A 19189-nucleotide genomic window follows, 5' to 3' on the forward strand; every position below is an offset into this window, starting at 1 on the left:
CCCTCCGCCCCGGTCCGGTAGCGGAATCACCGGGGAGGCGCGGGCTGGGGATGGGGCTTGTGGCTGGCGCGCTCTCCAACTCACCCCTGGCTCCACTTACCGTCCATTTCGGATGGCTGGGGCCCCAGCCCGCCCCCCGTACGCAACTTTCTCCCACCCCCAAGCACCCACCCCGCCCCCCCCCACGGGATTCTTCTGCAACCCACCCCTCCCAACACCCCCTCACCGCCGCGCCACCTCATCCACGCACACACACCCCGCCCCACCCAGCGTGGCAACCCCAAACCACCCCATCGCCCGAACACCCACGCGCCACCCCAACTCCCCCGACGGCCCTGGTCAGCCCCTTCCCGTGACGTCCGCCCCGGAAGAACCAGTCCGCACCCGGCCGGAGACGTGCCCCCGCCACCGGAGCCGAGCCGCTCGGCCAGGCGGCCACGATTCCCGTGACGTCCGCCCCGGAAGAACCAGTCCGCACCCGGCAGCGAAACCTGTCCCCGCCACCGGCCGCAGCCATACGCCCCTCCCCGGCCGCCCGGTACACGAAGCCCTTGCGGTGGAGGTGGGGCAGTCAAGGGTGGAGCGCAGCGGAATCGGCGCAGCCGACGCGACGCAGGAGCGCCCTTTACTGGCCCGCCGGAACCGCCACACTCCGGAGCACCGGGCGGCCCCGGCCACCACCCGACCCCGGCCCGCCAAAGCCCCCGGCCCGTCCTTGGGCGCCCAAAGCTTCCGTCACGACCTGGCCCCCGCCCCACCAAAGCCCCTCCCCCTCCCCTCCCTCCCCTCCCACCCCCGGCAACATCAGCCGCCCCCTCGCCTCAACCTCCCCGCGCCCGCTCCCCGCGCCCCCTCCACCGCCCCCCGCACCCTCTTCACGAACGCATCCGGTGCGGTGAAAACCTCCTCCGCGGCGAAGCGCAGGACCATCCTGACCTCGGGGCATGACGCCAGGTCGTTGTAGCGGGCCAGGTCTCGGCGGTGGGCCTCCCTCGTGCCGTGGTAGGCGAAGCCCTCGATCTCGACCACCACGCCCTCCCCGCGGAAGAAGAAGTCCGGGCGCAGTAGGCGGCCCGTCGGGGTCAGAATCCTTGCCTGGGACTCCGGGTGCAGGCCCGCGTCCCGCATCCGGAGTCGGGCCACCGTTTCCGCCGGTGAGCCCGCCCCCGGGTCGGCCAGCGTCAGCCAGCGGCGCGCCCTCACCGCCCCCGCCGACCGCGCCACCGGTGGGGAATCCAATGCCGCGGCCACCGTGTCGATACCGCCGAGCAACGGGCCCCGCCAGTACCGGCCCCCGTAACGGCGGCTGCTCAGCGCCGAGTCGAGGGCCACCACGGCATCCTCGCGAGGGCCGCGGCGCAACAGATCCGCCAACGTACGCGCGACCGTCGTCACCCGTAGGTCCCCCACCACAGTGATCTCCGCAGGCGGCAGCGGAAGCCAGTGGACGCGCGCCCCCGTCTTGCGGCCGACCCCCCGAGGGTCGGTGAACTCCAGCTCCTCCCGCAGCACTTCGATACTCCACAGCCTCGCCGCCGACCGGTGGCTCGCCACCAGGCCCGGCATCGTCAACTGCCCCGCCCAGACACGTAACGTCAGGTCGAGCGCCCGCCCCGGCTCCGCCCAACCACCGCCCGGGATACGCGTCCACCCCTCGGCGGCCAGACTCCTGGCCAACGTGCTCCTCGGCCAGCCCGCATCCTTGGCCCAGCGCGTGAGCAGCACCCCTTCCACGGCCAACTCCCGCAGCTCACCCCACTTCCTCCCACCTCTCGACTCTCTCGACTCTCTCGAACCCCCCATGACCTCAGGCTGCCGTACATCGGCCGCGCGCGTTTCAGCCTGTGGATAACCGACCTCATGGGGATAACTCCCTCAGGCCCCATGAGGGTCCCCCCATACAGATGACCGGCCCCCACTCCACGCGCTCTCCATGGCAGTAAAGGTGGGCTGCTCGTCATTGCGGACATCCCCGCCCGCCTGAAGACTTGAGCCCACGACCACGACCACGACCAGGGCCAGGACCACGACCACGACCACGACCAGGACCACGACCACGACCAGGGAAAGGGACCCCATGCAGATCGCGATCCTGCTCTACGACAACTTCACCGTCCTCGACGCCATAGGCCCCTTCCAAACCCTCTCCTCGCTCCCTGACGCCGACGTCGTCTTCGTCGCCGAGCAGGCCGGGCCCGTGCTCGACGACACCCGCACCCTCTCCCTCGTCGCCACGAAATCCCTCGCCGAGGTCAGCAGCCCGGACATCGTCGTCGTACCCGGCAGCCCCGAGCCCGACCTGAAGAACGAGGCCGTGCTCAGCTGGCTGCGTGCCGTCGACGCCACCACCACCTGGACGACGTCCGTCTGCACCGGGTCGCTCATCCTCGCCGCCGCCGGGCTCCTCAAGGGCCGCCGCGCCACCTCCCATTGGCTGGCGCTCGAACAGATCAAGCAGTTCGGGGCCGAATCGACCGGGCAGCGCGTCGTCTTCGACGGGAAGTACGTCACCGGCGCGGGCGTCTCCGCCGGAATCGACATGGGCCTCACACTCGCCGGGAAGATCGCGGGCGACGAGCACGCGCAGACCGTACAACTCCTCATCGAGTACGACCCCCAGCCGCCGTACGACGCCGGCTCACCGGACAAGGCCCCGGCCGCCCTGGTCGAGAAGTTCCGGACGCAGCTCAACGCCTAGACCGGCGCCTGGACCGGCACCCAGACCGCCACCCAGACCGCGTCCTAGCCGTGTCCAGAGCGGGCCGTACGCCTCGCGCAACCGTGGCAGAGTCACCGGCATGGTCAGCTTGAGACGCACATTCGACATGGTCCGCCTGAGACGCACGCTCGGCATGGTCCGCCTGAGACGCACGCTCGGCATGGTCCGCTCGAGACGCACGCTCGCCGTGGTCACCCCGACGCAGCGGCGCCGCCTCGGTGTGGTGTCCGCTCTCCTCGTCTGCGCCGCCGCGGCCTCGCTCACCGGCTGCGGCGAGCAGCGGCACGACACCCCGGCGAACCCCTCCGCAGCCGCGGCTCCCACCACGTCCGCCGCCGGCGCCTCCCCCTACGTGGAACCCGGTGTCGTCGACGGCGCCCCGCACAACGGGGACAACAACGCCTACCGTCGGCCCGGTGACATGTCCCCGGCGAGCGAGGAAGCCGCCGAGGCCGAGGCCGCTCGTATCAAGCCCGTCCTCAAGCGGTTGCACGCGGCGAAGAAGTGGGATGCGGAGAGCGTGCGGGCGGCCCTCACCGGTGAGCTCGGGTACAAGATCCAGAAGATCGACGGCAAGGGCAAGGTCCTGAGCGGCGAACTCACCGTTCAAGACATGCGCGCGCGTTACGAGAACGACGAGTACGTCACTCCCGAGGGCACCATGATCGGCCTGCGCGTACGCGATGACGCCTGCGTCACCGCCTTCGTGCAGCCGACCAATTACGAGGCGCTGGCCAACGGTCCCTTCATGGAGACCGGTTGCCTCTCTCCCCCCACCGGCCACTGAAAGCGCAAAAGCGCACGGCGGTCACTCCCTACGGAGTCCCAGCGTCCGCAACCACCCCACCACCAACCGATTCACCTCGAACGCCCTCTCCTGCTGCACCCAGTGCCCGCATCCCTCCAGGATGTGCGCGGACACCAGGCCCGGCAGCGTCTCCGGGAATGCCTTGATCGCGTCCGCCAGCCACGTCGTCGACGCGTCCTGGTCGCCGCCGATGAACAGTGACGGCTGGGTGATCGGGGCTCCGTCCCACTCGGCCAGGTCCTCCCAGTCGCGGTCCACGTTGCGGTAGCGGCTCAGCGCGCCCGTCAGGCCGGTGCGCTCGAACTCCTCGGCGTAGAAGTCGAGATCGGCCTCCGTCAGCCAGGAGGGCAAGGGAGGCGTCCCTCCCGGTGCGAAACGGTCCGACATCTTTCCGCCCCTGGCCACGAAGTGCAGGCTCGGGCCGCCGTCCGGCTTCGGCATCGTGTCGGCTGAAAGTCCTGCGTAGAACCCCGCGAGCCAGCCCCGCACGTCGGGCTCGATCTCCGCCTCGGCTCTTCCCTCCTCCTGGAAGTAGCTGACGTAGAACTCCTCGTCGCCGCCGATCATGGCGAAGGTGTCCGTGGGGCGGAGGCCGTTGCGCGGCGCGTAGGGAACGCTCAGCAGGCCCACCGCCGTGAAGACGTCCGGCTGGAGCAGTGCGGAGTTGGCGGCGATGGTCGAGCCCCAGTCGTGGCCCACGATCGTCGCGGTCTCCTCGCCCAGGGCGCGTACGACCGCCACGTTGTCGGCCACGTGAGCCGTCATCCGGTACGCCTCCACCTCGCGCGGCTTCGACGAGCGTCCGTAACCGCGCACGTCGATCGCCACCGCGCGGAAGCCCGCCTCGGCGAGCACCGGCATCTGGTGACGCCACGAGTACCAGGACTCGGGGAAGCCGTGGACGAGGAGCACCAGGGGGCCCGTCCCCTGCTCCACCAGGTGGATCCGGCCTCCGGGGACATCGACCAAGCGGTGCTGCGTTGCGTGCGGCATGTTTACTCCCATACCTGGATGAAAACGACGGGGCGTACCGAACGAGTACGTACGTCATGATGCTGTCCCCTCGCGTCACCACTCGCGAGGAACTTTGCCGACCCGGCAAATAGCTCAGCCCTCTGCCCAGAAGAAGCCCCCCCCCGCCCCGTAATCCGGTGGACATCCCCCACCCCATAATTCGGTGGACACCCCCCACCCCCCACCCTGATAGTGCCGCCCATGACCTCTCTGGTGCGCCACCTCACCTTCGACTGTTCCGACGCCTACCGTCAGGCCACCTTCTGGGCCGAGATACTCGACGGGAAGGTCGCCGACGACGACTTTCCCGGCGATCCCGAAGCCCTGGTCACCGCCGAGGGCATGACGCTGCTCTTCGTGACCGTGCCCGACGCCAAGTCCGTCAAGAACCGTGTGCACGTCGATCTTCAGCCGCAGGACCGCACCCGCGACGAGGAGGTCGAGCGGGTCGTCGGACTCGGCGCCAAGATCGTGGGCGACCACCGGCAGCCCGACGGGCGCGGCTGGGTCACCCTCGCCGACCTGGAGGGCAACGAGTTCTGCGTCGAGCGGAGTGCCGCCGAGCGTTCGGCCTGAGCGGGAATTCACTGCCCCCGGCGAGCGCTCCGCAGCTCCCTGAGCTCCCTCTTCAGCACCTTCCCGCTCGCGTTCCTCGGCAGCTCCGTGACGAACTCGATCTCCCTGGGGACCTTGTAGTTCGCCATCTCCCGGCGTGACCACGCGATCAGGTCGTCGGAGGTGAGGACCGCCCCCGGCCTGCGCACCACGTACGCCTTGCCGACCTCGCCGAGGCGCGGGTCCGGTACGCCGATCACCGCCACGTCCGCTACTTGCGGGTGTACGCCGATGAGTTGCTCTATCTCGGCGGGGTAGGCGTTGAAGCCGCCGACGATGAACATGTCCTTTATGCGGTCCGTGATGCGGAGGTTGCCGGCCTTGTCCAGGACGCCGACGTCGCCGGTGCGCAGCCAGCCGTCCGGTGTGAGGGTCTTCTTCGTCTCGGCCGGGTCCTCGAAGTAGCCCTGCATGACGTTGTGTCCGCGTACGAGGATCTCGCCCGGGTGGCCCGGTGAGAGTGCTTCGCCGCCGGGGCTCACCACCCGTACCTCCGTGTCGGGGATGGCGCGGCCCGAGGTGGAGGCGATGACGCGCGCGGCGTCTCCCTGGCGGCACATGGTGACGATGCCGCTCGCCTCGGAGAGGCCGTACGCCGTCAGGACCGTGGCGATGTGCAGTTCGGTGCGCAGGCGTTCGACCAGGCGGAGGGGCACTACCGCCGCGCCCGTCACCACCAGGCGCAGGGCCGAGAGGTCGTGCTGGTCGCGGGCGGGGTGGTCGAGGAGGGACTGGTGGAGGGTGGGCGGGCCGGGGAGGACGGAGATGCGTTCCGCCGCCACGTTGGCAAGGACCGTGTCCACGTTGAAGACCGGCTGCGGGATCATCGTCGCGCCGCGCATCAGGCAGGCGATGATGCCGGCCTTGTAGCCGAAGGTGTGGAAGAAGGGGTTGACGATGAGGTAGCGGTCGCCTTCTCGCAGGCCCGCGAGCTCGCTCCAGACGTCGTAGCAGCGCAGGGTCTGGGCGTGGGTGATGACGGCGCCCTTGGGGCGGCCCGTCGTGCCCGAGGTGTAGATGATGTCGGAGGGTGTCGCGCCGTCGACGCTTTCGGCGCGTCCTCGTACGTCGGTGCCGCTCACCCCGTCGCCGCTGGCCACGAAGTCCTTCCAGGTGCGGAAGTCCTCCGGGGCGTCGTCCGAGAGCACCACCACCTGCTCCAGGTGCGGGAGGCCGGGCAGCGGGCCGTCCCCCTCGCCCTCCTGGGTGGCGCGGCGCAGTGAGGCGACGTACGAGGTGCCGAGGAAGGTGCCCGTCACGAAGAGCAGTTTGGCGCGGCTGCGTCGCAGTACGTAGGAAGCCTCCGCGCCTTTGAAGCGGGTGTTGAGGGGGACGAGGACCGCGCCCGCCGAGACCGCGCCCAGCGCGGAGACGATCCAGTCCAGGGTGTTGGGGGCCCAGACGGCCACTCTGTCACCGGAGTTGACGCCGTTGGCCATGCACGCGGCGGCGGCCCTTTCGACGCGTCGGCCGAGTTCCGTGTACGTGACGCGGGTGCGGCCCTCGACGACCGCCTCCCGGTCGCCGTACCGCTCGGCGGCCGCCCGGACAAGTCCCGGGATGCTGCCCCACTCCAGGTCGCCGCGCATCGCAAGCCCCTCCGCCGCAGTAGCTGACTATCCGTCAGATTAGCTGTAACCTGACGCGCTGTCAGCAGTCGGGACGACGTATGGCGAAGCCCTGGAGCCTCGCCACTCGCGGAGGTGCCGTTGCCCATGGCTTCACTCAAAGACGCTACAGCGATAGTCGGGATCGGACAGACCGCCTTCGCGAAACAACTGGCCGAGGACGAGAAGACGTTGGCCTGCCGGGCGATCATCGCCGCCCTTGACGACGCGGGCATCGCACCGTCCGAGGTCGACGCCTTCGCCTCGTACACGATGGAGGAGACGGACGAGGTCGAGATCGCCAAGGCGATCGGCGCCGGTGACGTGACCTTCTTCAGCAAGGTCGGCTACGGGGGCGGCGGTTCCTGCGCGACCATCGCGCACCTCGCGGCAGCCGTCGCCACCGGGCAGGCGAGCGTGGGCATCGCCTGGCGGTCCCGCAAGCGGGGCAGCGGGCCGCGCCCCTGGAAGAACACCGCGGTCCAACTCCCCACCCCGGGGCAGTGGACGCGCCCCTTCGGCCTCCTGCGGCCCGCTGACGAGATCGGGATGCTGGCCCGCCGCTACATGCACGAGTACGGCGCCACCCGCGACCACCTTTTCAACGTCGCCCTCGCGTGCAGGAACCGGGCCAACCAGAATCCCGCCGCGATGATGTACGAACGGCCGCTCACCCGCGAGATGTACATGTCCTCACGCTGGATCAGCGAGCCGCTCTGCCTCTTCGACAACTGCCTGGAAACGGACGGCGCGTTGGCGTGCGTCATCGTCTCCGCCGAGCGGGCGCGGGACTGCCGGCAGAAGCCCGTGTACGTCCATTCCGTCGCCCAGGGGCTGCCCGCGCAGCACCACGGAATGGTCAACTACTGGAACGACGACCCGCTCACCGGACCCGCGTGGACGGCGGCCCGACACCTCTGGAAGCAGGCGGACTTCGCGCCCGAGGACGTCGACGTGGCGCAGATCTACGACGCGTTCACCCCCCTCATCCCGCTCTCCCTGGAGGGCTACGGCTTCTGCGGCCGCGGCGAGGGCGGCGCGTTCACGGAGGGCGGTGCGCTGGAGAGCGGGGGCCGGCTGCCGATCAACACCGGGGGCGGCGGTCTGAGCGAGGCGTACGTCCACGGCTTCAACCTCATCAACGAGGGCGTGGAGCAGCTGCGGGGGACGAGCACGGCGCAGGTGCCGAACGCGGCCACGTGCCTGGTGACGGCGGGCGAGGGCGTGCCGACGTCGGCTGTGCTGCTGCGTGCCCCATAAGGGGCGCGGGGCTGTGACATATGCGGCTCCGCCGCGTGAGCGCGAGCAACCCATCGAACCCCGCAGCCGCAAAGGGACACCCACATGACAGACGCGACGAAAATGACCGAGCCCCTGCTGACCCCCACCATCGACACGGACGGCGCCCCCTTCTGGGAGTACGCAGCCCGGGGCGAACTCCGGATCCAGTCCTGCACCGCCTGCGGCGAGCTCCGGTTCCCGCCACGGCCCTGCTGCCCGCATTGTCAGTCCTTCGAGAGCGAGTGGCGCCGCATGAGCGGCAGGGGCCGCATCTGGTCCTACGTCCGCCCACACCCGCCGCTGCTCCCCGCGTACGCGGCAAACGCCCCGTACAACGCGATCATCGTCGAGCTGGCCGACGCCCCCCGCATCCGGCTCGTCGGCAACCTCGTCGCCGCCCCGGACGCCTCGCTCGACTCCGTCGAACCCGAGCGGCTGCGCATCGGCGCGAAGGTGCAGGTCGCGTTCACCGACGTGGGCGGGATCGCGATGCCCCGCTGGCTCCTGGAGCGGCCATGAGCGTGCGCGCAGAGACCGACAAGGACACGGGCGTCGCGGTGGTCACGCTCGACCGCCCCGCACGGCACAACGCCATAGACGGGGAGTCGGCCGAGCAACTCGCTGCCACCTGGCGGGAGTTCCGCTGCGACGACTCCGTGCGTGCGATCGTCCTCACCGGAGCCGGGGACAAGGCGTTCTGCACCGGCATCGACCGTGACACCGTCGTCCCGCAGCCCGGCTCCCCCTACTCGATGGACGATCCGCTCCTGACCGTCGGCCCCAAGGCCAACGACCTGTGGAAGCCGGTCATCGCCGCCGTCAACGGCATGGCGTGCGGCGGCGCCTTCTATCTCCTGGGCGAGGCGGAGTTCGTCATCGCCGCCGAGCACGCCACGTTCTTCGACCCGCACACCACCTACGGCATGGTCAGCGCGTACGAGGCGATCCTGATGGCGCAGCGGATGCCGCTCGGCGAGGTCGCGAGGATGTCGCTGATGGGTACGGCCGAGCGGGTCTCCGCGCGGCGGGCGTACGAGGTGGGTCTGGTCTCCGAACTCACCGCGCCGGAGGACTTGTTGCCGGCTGCGACCCGCGCGGCCGAGGTCATCGCCTCGTGCCCGACCGAGCCGGTGCAGGGCACTGTACGAGCCCTCTGGGCAGCGAAGGAGGCCGCCCGCACCCAGGCCCTGTCCCAGGCCCCACACCTCATCGCACTGGGCAACCTGCCCCCGGAGCGACAGGCGGGTCTCTTCACGGGGCGCGGCAGCGGCTTCCGTATCAGGTGAGCGCAGCAAACAACCGCCTCGCGCGGTTCACGCACTCGGCGTAACGTCACGAGTGGACGGCCGCCGTCCGGAGCCCCTTCCAAAGCTGGTACGACGGCCGTCACGAGGCGTGTTCTGCGCCCGGTGGCTCGACGCGGGGTAATCGGGTGGCTGGGCGGGAGAGATCCGCGGCGGCGCAGGTCGGACGCGGTCGGCACCCGAGCAGCACCCCAGGTCCGCTACGACCGAGCCGTGCCCGTCCCCCGCTCCGCGTCCAGCGCGTACACGCAGCGGTCCTTGCTGCACGCGTACACGACGCCGTCCCGCACCACCGGCGCTCCGGTGATCTCGCCGCCCGTGGCCAGCTTCCAGCGCAGGCGGCCGTCGTCGGCCTTCAGCGTGTACAGCAGGTGGTCCGTCGACCCGAAGTGGATCCGCCGGTCGGCCACGACGGGCGTGCCGACGACCTCGCCGCCCGCCTGGAAGCGCCACTTCGGCGTGCCCGTCACCGCGTCCAGGGTGTAGAGCCCCTTGCCGCTGCCCACGTGGACGTGGCCGTCGGCGACCAGGACGGGCTCGATCGACGCCCGGGACTCCGTGGCGATGCGCCACCGGTCACGGCCGTCCGTGGCGTCGAGGGCGTACACGGTGCCGAGGTAGTCCGCGAGGTACACGCCGCCGCCGGTCACTGCGGGGCCCGGCGCGAACGCGGGCGGGCACAGGAACGCGGCGGGTGCCTCGAAGTGCCAGCGGACGTGGCCGCCCGCCACGTCGATGGCGAGGACCCGGGAGCCCGCGGACACGTACACGTACCCGTCCTGGGCGGGCGCGAGGCGCACCGGGACGCCGCCGCAGGAGGCCGCGTCGCCGATGGGGTACGACCAGCGCTCGTCGCCCGTGCGGGCCTCCAGGGCGCGCAGGCGGGCGTTCTGCCAGACGTAGACCGTGCCGTCGTGGACGACGGGTCCGGCCTCGGGGGTCTCGAAGTCGGTCTGGGCCCCGGTGATCTCCCAGAGCTTCTCGCCGTTCGCGGCCTCCCAGGCCTGTACGCCGCCGCCGCGCGTCCCGGTGACGACGGTGCCGCGGTCGGCCTGGAGGGAGTAGACCCAGGCGTCGGTGTTCAGGCGCCACAGGTCGGTGCCGTCGGCGCCGTCCAGGGCGTAGAGCGTGGGGCCGTCGGAGGCGTGGATACGTCCGTCGGCGACGCCCATGGACCAGGCGACGTCCCGCGTCTTGAAGCTGCGGCGGCCGGTGCCGACGTCCAGGGCGTGCACCTCGAAGGACGTGACGTACACGAGGTTGCCCGCCACGGCGGGCGTACCCCACACGTCGTTCGACATCCGGAAGCGCCACGGGCGCCACGCGGCCCCCGCGTCCGGCGCGGCGGCGGGGGCGGGCACCACGGGATCGGCGCCGTTGACCGCGGCCTTGGACCGCGACCAGGAGGCGGCGAGCCCGGTGTCGGCGGGCACGGCACCCACGGCGGCGCGGGCGTCGGCCACCCGCGGCCCCGGACCGATCGGCACCTTCGCCCCGGCGAGGTGCACGGGGCCGGCGTCCGGGACGCCTCCGAAGGGCGGCGGCTGCGTGGGCGGTACGGGCGGCGCGTGCCGCGGAGGGGGCGGGGCGACGGCGGGGGCGCCACCGCGGCCGCCACTGCGCCCGGAGGAGGCGAGCGCGGGCCGCGCGGGCGGACGGCCGCCCCGGCGGGACTCGATCAGGGCGACGGCGCGCTCCGGAAGCCAGGCGGAGGCGGTGCCGCTGTCGCCGTCCTCGCTCTCGGAGGCGAAGAGGTGCGGGGCGAGCTGGGCCTGGAGGTCGGCGGGGCTGGGCCGCAGCGGGGCCTCCATCTGCATGCACGTCTCGATGAGCGGACGCAGCTCGTCCGGGAGTCCCTCCAGGTCAGGGCCCTCGCGGAGCAGCATGAAGACGGTCTCCACGGGGTTCGCGCCGTGGAAGGGGGCGTGCCCGGTGGCGGCGAAGACGAGCATCGACCCGAGCGAGAAGACGTCACTGGCGCCGGTGACGCTGCGTGAGTCCTTCGCCTGCTCGGGCGACATGTACGCGGGCGTGCCCACGGCGACGTTCGTCATGGTCAGGCGGGTGTTGGAGACGCCCGACGCGATGCCGAAGTCGATCACGCGGGGGCCGTCCTCCACCACGAGGACGTTCGACGGCTTGAGGTCACGGTGGACGAGGCCCGCGCCGTGGATGGACTCCAGGGCCTCGGCGACGCCCGCTGCCAGCCAGCGCACGGCCTGGGTGGGCAGCGGCCCGTGTTCGTTCACTATTTCTTCGAGCGAGGGCGCGGGCACGTAGGCGGTGGCCAGCCACGGCACGGCCGCGCGCGGGTCGGCGTCGACGACGGCGGCCGTGTAGAAACCGGACACCGCCCGTGCCGCCTCGACCTCGCGCGTGAAGCGGACGCGGAACAGCTGGTCCTCGGCGAGCTCGGTCCTGACCGTCTTGATCGCCACGCGCCGCCCTGACGCGGAGCGCGCGAGGTAGACAAGGCCCATGCCCCCGGCCCCGAGCCGGCCGAGCACCTCGAACGGGCCGATCCGCCTCGGATCGTGCTGCGTCAGCTGATCCACCACTTGCCCTGCCACCTCCCCGTACCCGGGCGCCGTATGAGCGGCCCCGTGCAGCGTCTCACCACCGAGCCGCTACGGCGGCACGCACCCTGATTCTTCCTGTCCGGGCCGGTGGTTGCGAACCCGGGGCGGGATCGGGGTGTTGTGGGGCAAAGACGACGCAAGAAGGAAGAAAGAAGAAGGAGATATGCGGGCGAAACTTGATTCGAACGGTTTCTCGAACATGTGATCTATTCCATGTACGGTCGCCGCCGACGGCCGCCACCTCACGCGCGAGCGGCCCCCAACCCCATTTGCACTCGGCCGAATCGCGCTCCGATCACCCCTCGGTAAGCTGACGGCATGACAGGACAGGTACGTACCGTCGACGGCCGCGTGGCCGGTCGGCGCGGTCAGGCGACGCGTCAGAAGCTGCTCGACTGCCTCAGCGAGATGCTCAGCTCCTCGCCCTACCGGGACGTCAAAGTCATCGACGTCGCCCGGAAGGCGGGGACTTCACCCGCGACCTTCTACCAGTACTTCCCGGACGTCGAGGGCGCCGTCCTGGAGATCGCCGAACAAATGGCCACCGAGGGAGCTGAGTTGACCCAGCTCCTCGACGGCCGCTCCTGGGTCGGCAAGGCGGGGTGGCAGACCGCACAGGAGCTGGTCGACGGCTTCCTCGACTTCTGGCGCAGGAACGACGCGATCCTCCGGGTCGTCGATCTGGGCGCCGCCGAGGGCGACAAGCGCTTCTACAAGATCCGCATGAAGATCCTGAACTCGGTCAACAACTCCCTTACGGACACGGTCAAGGAGCTCCAGTCCAAGGGCAAGGTCGACAAGGACGTGAACCCGGCGGCGATGGCGGGTTCCCTGGTCGCCATGCTCGCCGCGGTCGCCTCGCATCAGCGGGGTTTCCAGACCTGGGGCGTCAAACAGGCCGAACTGAAGCCGAATCTCGCACTGTTGGTTCATCTGGGCGTAACAGGCAAGAAGCCGACGAAGTAGGGCATCCAGACGACTCTTACGACGTCTCCTCCCGCACGACGTCCCTTCTGACGCTTCCCAAGTCCTGTCACCACAGCGGCGGATCACGGTCTACCAGTGATCCGCCGCTGTGTTACGCCCGTAGCCCCGCGCCCGCGCTCACGCAGGCACTCCCTGCTCACGCAGCCACTCCCCTACTCCGTGCGTCGCTCCAGGCGGAACAGGCGGATCTCCCGCTCCACGCGTGACTGGTACGCCGCGTACGGCGGCCAGAACTTCAGCGCCGCCTCCCAGGCCGCAGCACGCTCGTCGCCTGCCAACAGCCGTGCCCTGACGGGAATGTCCACGCCCTTCCAGTTGACCTCGGCATCGGGATGGGCGATGAGGTTGCCGGTCCAGGCGGGGTGCCCAGGGCGCCCGAAGTTGGATCCGACGAGAATCCAACTCCCCTTTTCCTCCGGCATGCAGGCCAGCGGAGTGCGCCGCGGAAGGCCGCTCTTGGCGCCGCGCACCGTGAGGATCACCCCCGGCAGCATCCTCGCGCTGAGCAGCACCTTGCCGCGCGTGAGGCGGTGCACCGTACGGTCCATCGCGGGGATGAAGTGCGGGGCGATCTTCGCGAAGGCCCGGGTGGACGAGACCTTCTGGACGAGGCGGACACCAGGGGGCATCAGACGGCCGCCTTCGGCTGCGAAGGGGCGGGCGGCGGCACGTCCGCCGTGGTGAACAGCTCGGCCCGTTCCGCCGCGCGCGCCCGCAGCCGGTGCACGGGCCCGAAGAGCAGCTCGTCGCTCGACGCCCGCTTGAAGTACAGATGCGCCTCGTGCTCCCAGGTGAACCCGATGCCACCGTGCAGCTGCACGGCCTCGGACGCCGCGGTCCGCAGCGCGTCGAGCGCCTGCGCGAGCGCGAGTCCCCCCACCTGCTCGGAGCCCGCGCCCGTGGCCCACGCCGCGTAATACGCCGCCGACCGGGCGGCCTGCACCTGCACGTACACGTCCGCGAGGCGGTGCTTGACCGCCTGGAAGGAGCCGATCGCCCGCCCGAACTGCTCGCGCTGCTTGACGTACTCGACGGTCCGTTCGAGGGCGCGGTCCGCCGCGCCCACGGCCTCGGCGGCGAGCACGGTCGCGGCGACGTCACCGACGGCGGTCAGCGCTCCCGGCACATCGGCGGCGTCGGTGGCGCCCAGCAACTCGGCCGCCACGTCGCGCAGTTCGACGCGCGCCTGCGGCCGGGTCTCGTCGAGGGAGGTCTGCCGGGTGCACGCGAGCCCGGCGGCGTCCTCGCGCACGAGGTAGAGGAGCGTACGGGACCTGGCGAAGCCCCCCGTGTGCGCGGCCACGACGAGCAGCCCCGCACTGTGCCCGTCCAGGACCTGCTCGGCCTGCCCGTAGAGCCGCCAGACCCCGTCATCCGACAGCTTGGCCTGCACTCCGCCCGCACGGCCGCCGCCCGACCAGTCGCCAAGGTTGTCGCCGACCAGGCCGAGGGCGGTGGCGAGGCCCGCGCCGGGCACGGCGAGCGCGGCGGTGAGGCCGCCGGTCGCGATGCGGGGCAGTATCTCCGTCCGCTGCTCGTCGGTGCCGAGGCGCTGGACGAGCGGGGCGACGAGGGCGGCGGTGGCGAAGAGGGGCGAGGGGGTCAGGGCGCGGCCCAGCTCCTCGCTGCCGAGGGCGAGCTCCGCCGAACCGCACCCCACACCCCCGTACGCCTCGGGGACGGCGATACCGGGTAGGCCGAGCTGTTCGGCGAGGGCGGACCAGAGGGCGGCGTCGTGTCCCGCGGGGGTGCGGACCGCGGCCTTCACCTCGTCGGGGCCGCAGCGTTTGGTGACGAGCTCACGAAGGGTGCGGCGGATTTCTTCCTGCTCCGCGGTGAAGGCGGCGTCCATCGGCAGGCTCCTCCCCCGGGTCGCGGCCGTGCCCCTCGGCAACGTGCACGAGGGCGTGCCGACCCGGATCTGACGGGTCGTCATGCTAAGGCGGCACCCGCCAGATGCACAGGGCCGCGACGGACGTAACGCCCTCCCATGGCCATACGTATCTGATGTACCGTCAGATTCATGCCAACTCCCTTGCCGCCAGGCCCAAGTGAGTCACCGTCGGCGCCGGGTGCGGACGCGTCACCCCACCCGCGCGCCCCGCGCACCCAACCCGCCCCAAGCACCCCACGTACCCCGCGTACCCCGCGCAAGGTGGCCGTCGTCGGCGTCTCCCTCTCCGACTGTGGCCGCGTCGACGAGGCGACGCCCTACGCCCTGCACGCCCAGGCGGCCCGCCGCGCCCTGGCCGACTCGGGCCTCGGCCGCGAGGTCATCGACGGCATCGCGTCGGCGGGCCTGGGCACGCTCGCTCCGGTCGAGGTCGCCGAGTACCTCGGCCTGAAGCCGCGCTGGGTCGACTCCACCTCCGTCGGCGGTGCCACCTGGGAGGTCATGGCGGCGCACGCGGCGGACGCGATAGCGGCGGGCCGCGCCAACGCCGTGCTGCTCGTGTACGGATCGACGGCACGGGCGGACATCAAGGCGGGACGACGCACGTCGAACCTCTCCTTCGGTGCGCGCGGGCCCCTCCAGTTCGAGGTCCCGTACGGGCACTCCCTGATCTCCAAGTACGCGATGGCCGCGCGCCGTCACATGCACGAGTACGGCACGACGCTCGAACAGCTCGCCTCGGTGGCCGTCCAGGCACGCGCGAACGCGGCGACGAACCCCGACGCGATGTACCGCGACCCGATCACGGTCGACGACGTCCTGGGCGGCCCGATGATCGCGGACCCGTTCACCAAGCTGCACTGCTGCATACGGTCCGACGGCGGTTGCGCGGTGCTCCTGGTGGCGGAGGAGTACGTGGCCGACTGTGCGTCCACCCCGGTCTGGGTGCTCGGGGCCGGGGAGCACGTCTCGCACACGACGATGTCGGAGTGGGAGGACTTCACGGTCTCCCCGGCGGCGGTGAGCGGCCGCCAGGCATTCGAACGGGCTGGGGTACGCCCCGAGGACGTAGACATCGCACAGATCTACGACGCCTTCACCTACATGACGCTGGTGACCCTTGAGGACCTGGGGTTCTGTGCGAAGGGCGAGGGCGGCGCGTTCGTCGAGAAGGGCCGCTTGCTACGGGACGGCGAGCTGCCGACGAACACGGATGGCGGCGGCCTCTCCGCCCAACACCCCGGCATGCGCGGCCTGTTCCTCCTGGTGGAGGCGGTACGACAGCTGCGCGGCGAGGCGGGCGAGGGTCGTCAGGTCCGCAGGGCGGGAGGGAGCCTGCCGGAGGTGGCGGTGGCGTCGGGGACGGGCGGGTGGTTCTGCTCGTCAGGGACGGTGGTGCTCGGCCGGTGAGGCCGGGCTTCGGGTCGCACCTGTAGTTGTTGAAGCCCTCGCGTGAAGAAGCGACGGGTGCGCAACGCCTACGCAGGAACGGCGAACGAAGCCCAAGTGCCGTTTGACAAAGGGAGGTTGCACAACACCAGGGCGCGCACCTGCATTCAAACACCGGGACTTCATACGGCTGCGACGCCTGCTCCCGTAGATTCACCGAATGAACGACACCACCCCCCAGGCCAGCCCCCAGCCCAGCCCCCAGACCGACGACGCAACCGCCCGAAACGGCCGGGCCCTCCTGCGCACCCTCCGAGTCTGGGACACCGACCTGCCCCCGTTCGACCTGGAGGCGGCCCCCGACCGGCCGCTGCCCCTGTTCTGGCAGTGGTTCACGGAGGTGGCGGGCGCGGGGCAGGTGGAGCCGCACACCATGAGCCTGGCGACGGTCGACGAGTCGGGCCGCCCGGACGTACGGACGCTGATGCTGCACGACGCGGACGAGGCCGGCTGGCACTTCGGCTCGCACGCGGGCAGCGCGAAGGGCCGCCAGCTCGCGGCGCACCCGGAGGCGGCGCTCGGCTTCTACTGGCCCGCGCAGGGCCGCCAGGTCCGGGTACGCGGCCACGTCACGGCAGCGGACCCGGAAGCGAGCCGAGCCGACCTCGCACACCGCTCGACGGGATCCCTGGCCTCGGCCCTGGTCGGCAGACAGAGCGAGTTGCTCCCGTCGTACGAGGAGCTGACGACCGCAAGCCAGGCCGCTTGGGAGCGCGCCCAATCGGAACCGGACGCCCCGGCACCGAGCTGGACGCTGTACGTACTAGACCCGACGGAGGTCGAATTCTTCCAGGGCGACGCACGACGCCGCCATGTACGGCTGCGGTATCGGGCCGGAGACGCGGGATGGGTCAGGGAACTGCTCTGGCCGTGAGAACGCCGGACGGGAGCCGCGAGGGACGGCGCCAGGGGGAGCCAACTCCCGGCAGCCGCGGGGTGCGGGCGGCTGGCGTGAGGGGCACCACGGGGACGTCAGCTCCCGGCGGATGACAGCCGCGGGGCATGGGCTCGGTGCAGGCGACTGTCGCAAGGGACACCGGGCAGGCGCGAGCGGGTGACGACCGCTGCCGCGAGGGACGCCACGGGGCGCCCGCCCCGCCAGCCGGAGCCGCGAGGGGCGGCGCCTGCACGTAGATCCCGGCAGGCGGCGCGGCAGGGTGGGAGTTCGGTGCGGGCGGCTGATGTGAGGGGCGCCCACGCGCACATCGGCACCTGCCGGACGGCAGCCGCGAGAAGTGGCACGTCCGCATCGGCCCCCGACACGCGGCACGGTGGGAGTTCATGCGGACCGCTGGCGCGAAGGCGCCGCGGGGACGACCGCCCCCGCTGGACAGCAACCGCGAAGAGCGGCGCCTGCACGACGAAGATCCCGGCAAGCGACGCGGCGGGGTGGGAGTTCCGTGCGGGCGGCTGTCGCGAGGGCAGCCACGCGCGTCGCCCCCTGCCGGACGGCAACCGCGAAAGGCGACAGGCGGCGCGGCAGGCTGGGAGTTCGGTGCCGGTGGCTGGTGGGGGCGCCACGGGGGCGTCAGCTCCCGGTATATGGCAGCCGCGGGGTGTGGGCTCGGCGCGGGCGCCTGTCGTGAGGGACGCCGGGCAGGTGTAAGCGGGTGACGACCGCTGCCGCGAGGGACGCCACGGGGACGTCTACCCCCGCCGGACGGCAGCCGCGAAGGGCAGCACCTGCACGTAGATCCCGGCAAGCGGCGCGGCAAGCTGGGATTTCAGTGCGGGCGGCTGATGTGAGGGGCGCCCACGCGCACATCGGCACCTGACCGACGGCAGCCGCGAGAAGCGGCACGTCCGCATCGGCCCCCGACACGCGGCACGGTGGGAGTTCATGCGGACCGCTGGCGCGAAGGCGCCGCGGGGACGACCGCCCCCGCCGGGCGGCAACCTCGAAAGGCGGCACCTGCACGCAGATCCCCGCAGGCGGCGCGGCAGGCTGGGAGTTCGGTGCGGGTGGCTGGCGTGAGGGGCGCCACGGGGGCGTTAGCTCCCGGCGGATGGCGGCCGCGGGGTGTGGGCTCGGTGCCGGCGCCTGTCGTAAGGGGCACCGGGCAGGGGTGAAACGGGGACGACCGCTGCCGCGAGGGACGCCACGGGGACGTCTACCCCCGCCGGACGGCAGCCGCGAAGGGCGGCACCTGCACGTAGATCCCGGCAGGCGGCGCAGCAGGCTGGGAGTTCGGTGCGGGCGGCTGGCGTGAGGGGCGCCGCGGGGCAGCTCCTGGCGGTGACAGCCGCGGGGTGTGGGTTCGGTGCAGGCGGCTGTCGTAAGGGGCACCGGGCAGGGGTGAAACGGGGACGACCGCTGCCGCGAGGGACGCCACGGGGACGCCCGCCCGCCGGACGGCAGCCTCGAGAAGCGGCACGTCCGCATCGGCCCCCGACACGCGGCACGGTGGGAGTTCATGCGGACCGCTGGCGCGAAGGCGCCGCGGGGACGACCGCCCCCGCTGGACAGCAACCGCGAAGAGCGGCGCCTGCACGACGAAGATCCCGGCAAGCGACGCGGCGGGGTGGGAGTTCCGTGCGGGCGGCTGTCGCGAGGGCAGCCACGCGCGTCGCCCACTGCCGGACGGCAACGCGAAAGGCGGCACTCGTCGGCCCCCGGCAGGCGGCGCGGCAGGCTGGGAGTTCGGTGCCGGTGGCTGGTGGGGGGCGCCACGGGGACGTCAGCTCCCGGCATATGGCAGCCGCGGGGTGTGGGCTCGGCGCGGGCGCCTGTCGTGAGGGACGCCGGGCAGGTGTAAGCGGGTGACGACCGCTGCCGCGAGGGACGCCACGGGACGTCTACCCCCGCCGGACGGCAGCCGTGAAAAGCGACACCTGCACGAAGATCCCGGCAAGCGGCGCGGCGGGGTGGGAGTTCCGTGCGGGCGGCTGGTGTGAGGGGCGCGACGCGCACATCGGCACCTGACCGACGGCA

Annotated in this window: 16 protein-coding genes; 9 read left to right on the forward strand and 7 right to left on the reverse strand. The window is 71.6% G+C overall.

Translation table 11 applies throughout. The annotated features are described in order from the left end of the window. Window positions 1-804: 804 nt before the first annotated feature. Complete coding sequence (locus ACZ5U5_RS22300) at window positions 805-1734, reverse strand: hypothetical protein (protein WP_469024320.1); 930 nt, start codon at window positions 1732-1734, stop codon at window positions 805-807. Between the two features lie 141 nt (window positions 1735-1875). After that, window positions 1876-2079 carry a hypothetical protein gene (locus tag ACZ5U5_RS22305; protein ID WP_469024323.1) on the reverse strand — a complete coding sequence of 68 codons (204 nt, stop codon included), beginning with the start codon at window positions 2077-2079 and terminating at the stop codon, window positions 1876-1878. Here ACZ5U5_RS22305 and ACZ5U5_RS22310 point away from each other — a divergent pair. Beyond that, the gene (locus tag ACZ5U5_RS22310; RefSeq protein ID WP_469024326.1) at window positions 2078-2698 is read left to right on the forward strand and encodes a DJ-1/PfpI family protein; all 621 of its coding nucleotides are present in this window, start codon (window positions 2078-2080) and stop codon (window positions 2696-2698) included. The two genes, ACZ5U5_RS22305 and ACZ5U5_RS22310, sit on opposite strands and share 2 nt — an antisense overlap. Window positions 2699-2798: 100 nt before the next feature. Then, window positions 2799-3506 carry a hypothetical protein gene (locus tag ACZ5U5_RS22315; protein WP_469024329.1) on the forward strand — a complete coding sequence of 236 codons (708 nt, stop codon included), beginning with the start codon at window positions 2799-2801 and terminating at the stop codon, window positions 3504-3506. Window positions 3507-3527: 21 nt separating this feature from the next. Here the strand turns inward: ACZ5U5_RS22315 and ACZ5U5_RS22320 are convergent, their stop codons facing one another. Further along, the gene (locus ACZ5U5_RS22320; RefSeq protein ID WP_469024331.1) at window positions 3528-4520 is read right to left on the reverse strand and encodes an alpha/beta fold hydrolase; all 993 of its coding nucleotides are present in this window, start codon (window positions 4518-4520) and stop codon (window positions 3528-3530) included. A 222-nt stretch (window positions 4521-4742) separates the two neighbouring features. Between ACZ5U5_RS22320 and ACZ5U5_RS22325 the strand changes: the two genes are divergently transcribed. Further along, entirely contained in the window at window positions 4743-5117 is a 375-nt protein-coding gene (locus tag ACZ5U5_RS22325) for a VOC family protein (protein WP_469024334.1), read from the forward strand. Window positions 5118-5125: 8 nt separating this feature from the next. Here ACZ5U5_RS22325 and ACZ5U5_RS22330 read toward each other — a convergent pair whose 3' ends face one another. Continuing rightward, a complete protein-coding gene (locus ACZ5U5_RS22330; protein WP_469024336.1) occupies window positions 5126-6745 on the reverse strand; it encodes a FadD3 family acyl-CoA ligase in 1620 nt (539 codons plus the stop codon). 126 nt (window positions 6746-6871) lie between these two features. On the opposite strand from ACZ5U5_RS22330, the gene ACZ5U5_RS22335 reads away from it, so the two are divergent. From ACZ5U5_RS22335 to ACZ5U5_RS22345, 3 genes are all read left to right on the forward strand, one after another. Further along, a complete protein-coding gene (locus ACZ5U5_RS22335; protein WP_469024339.1) occupies window positions 6872-8023 on the forward strand; it encodes a lipid-transfer protein in 1152 nt (383 codons plus the stop codon). A 114-nt stretch (window positions 8024-8137) separates the two neighbouring features. Next, a complete protein-coding gene (locus tag ACZ5U5_RS22340) occupies window positions 8138-8563 on the forward strand; it encodes a Zn-ribbon domain-containing OB-fold protein (protein ID WP_469025000.1) in 426 nt (141 codons plus the stop codon). Then, the gene (locus tag ACZ5U5_RS22345) at window positions 8560-9330 is read left to right on the forward strand and encodes an enoyl-CoA hydratase/isomerase family protein (protein WP_469024341.1); all 771 of its coding nucleotides are present in this window, start codon (window positions 8560-8562) and stop codon (window positions 9328-9330) included. The genes ACZ5U5_RS22340 and ACZ5U5_RS22345 overlap by 4 nt, the downstream gene beginning before the upstream one ends. Window positions 9331-9548: 218 nt before the next feature. On the opposite strand, the gene afsK is transcribed toward ACZ5U5_RS22345, so the two are convergent. Next, window positions 9549-11906, reverse strand: coding sequence for a protein serine/threonine kinase AfsK (gene afsK, locus ACZ5U5_RS22350; RefSeq protein ID WP_469024343.1), 2358 nt, complete (start codon window positions 11904-11906; stop codon window positions 9549-9551). Between the two features lie 339 nt (window positions 11907-12245). Here afsK and ACZ5U5_RS22355 point away from each other — a divergent pair, with 339 nt between their 5' ends. Beyond that, window positions 12246-12893 (forward strand): TetR/AcrR family transcriptional regulator, encoded by a 648-nt coding sequence (locus ACZ5U5_RS22355; RefSeq protein ID WP_469024346.1) that lies wholly within the window; start codon window positions 12246-12248, stop codon window positions 12891-12893. Window positions 12894-13066: 173 nt separating this feature from the next. Here ACZ5U5_RS22355 and ACZ5U5_RS22360 read toward each other — a convergent pair whose 3' ends face one another. Then, a complete protein-coding gene (locus ACZ5U5_RS22360; protein WP_469024348.1) occupies window positions 13067-13543 on the reverse strand; it encodes a nitroreductase family deazaflavin-dependent oxidoreductase in 477 nt (158 codons plus the stop codon). Continuing rightward, entirely contained in the window at window positions 13543-14766 is a 1224-nt protein-coding gene (locus ACZ5U5_RS22365) for an acyl-CoA dehydrogenase family protein (protein WP_469024350.1), read from the reverse strand. The genes ACZ5U5_RS22360 and ACZ5U5_RS22365 overlap by 1 nt, the downstream gene beginning before the upstream one ends. A 171-nt stretch (window positions 14767-14937) precedes the next feature. Between ACZ5U5_RS22365 and ACZ5U5_RS22370 the strand changes: the two genes are divergently transcribed. Both ACZ5U5_RS22370 and ACZ5U5_RS22375 read left to right on the forward strand, forming a co-directional pair. Further along, a complete protein-coding gene (locus ACZ5U5_RS22370) occupies window positions 14938-16218 on the forward strand; it encodes a thiolase C-terminal domain-containing protein (protein WP_469024353.1) in 1281 nt (426 codons plus the stop codon). A 199-nt stretch (window positions 16219-16417) separates the two neighbouring features. After that, complete coding sequence (locus ACZ5U5_RS22375) at window positions 16418-17131, forward strand: pyridoxine/pyridoxamine 5'-phosphate oxidase (RefSeq protein WP_469024355.1); 714 nt, start codon at window positions 16418-16420, stop codon at window positions 17129-17131. Window positions 17132-19189: the final 2058 nt, after the last annotated feature.

It is taken from the genome of Streptomyces sp. NPDC033177, assembly GCF_055577715.1.

Coding starts and splice junctions, on each gene's coding strand:
- ACZ5U5_RS22330 (WP_469024336.1), bottom strand. CDS start 6,745: ATGCGCGGCGACCTGGAGTGGGGCAGCATCCCGGGACTTGTCCGGGCG.
- ACZ5U5_RS22310 (WP_469024326.1), top strand. CDS start 2,078: ATGCAGATCGCGATCCTGCTCTACGACAACTTCACCGTCCTCGACGCC.
- ACZ5U5_RS22325 (WP_469024334.1), top strand. CDS start 4,743: ATGACCTCTCTGGTGCGCCACCTCACCTTCGACTGTTCCGACGCCTAC.
- ACZ5U5_RS22370 (WP_469024353.1), top strand. CDS start 14,938: ATGCCAACTCCCTTGCCGCCAGGCCCAAGTGAGTCACCGTCGGCGCCG.
- ACZ5U5_RS22355 (WP_469024346.1), top strand. CDS start 12,246: ATGACAGGACAGGTACGTACCGTCGACGGCCGCGTGGCCGGTCGGCGC.
- ACZ5U5_RS22360 (WP_469024348.1), bottom strand. CDS start 13,543: ATGCCCCCTGGTGTCCGCCTCGTCCAGAAGGTCTCGTCCACCCGGGCC.
- ACZ5U5_RS22315 (WP_469024329.1), top strand. CDS start 2,799: ATGGTCAGCTTGAGACGCACATTCGACATGGTCCGCCTGAGACGCACG.
- ACZ5U5_RS22365 (WP_469024350.1), bottom strand. CDS start 14,766: ATGGACGCCGCCTTCACCGCGGAGCAGGAAGAAATCCGCCGCACCCTT.
- ACZ5U5_RS22335 (WP_469024339.1), top strand. CDS start 6,872: ATGGCTTCACTCAAAGACGCTACAGCGATAGTCGGGATCGGACAGACC.
- ACZ5U5_RS22375 (WP_469024355.1), top strand. CDS start 16,418: ATGAACGACACCACCCCCCAGGCCAGCCCCCAGCCCAGCCCCCAGACC.
- ACZ5U5_RS22305 (WP_469024323.1), bottom strand. CDS start 2,079: ATGGGGTCCCTTTCCCTGGTCGTGGTCGTGGTCCTGGTCGTGGTCGTG.
- ACZ5U5_RS22345 (WP_469024341.1), top strand. CDS start 8,560: ATGAGCGTGCGCGCAGAGACCGACAAGGACACGGGCGTCGCGGTGGTC.
- ACZ5U5_RS22320 (WP_469024331.1), bottom strand. CDS start 4,520: ATGCCGCACGCAACGCAGCACCGCTTGGTCGATGTCCCCGGAGGCCGG.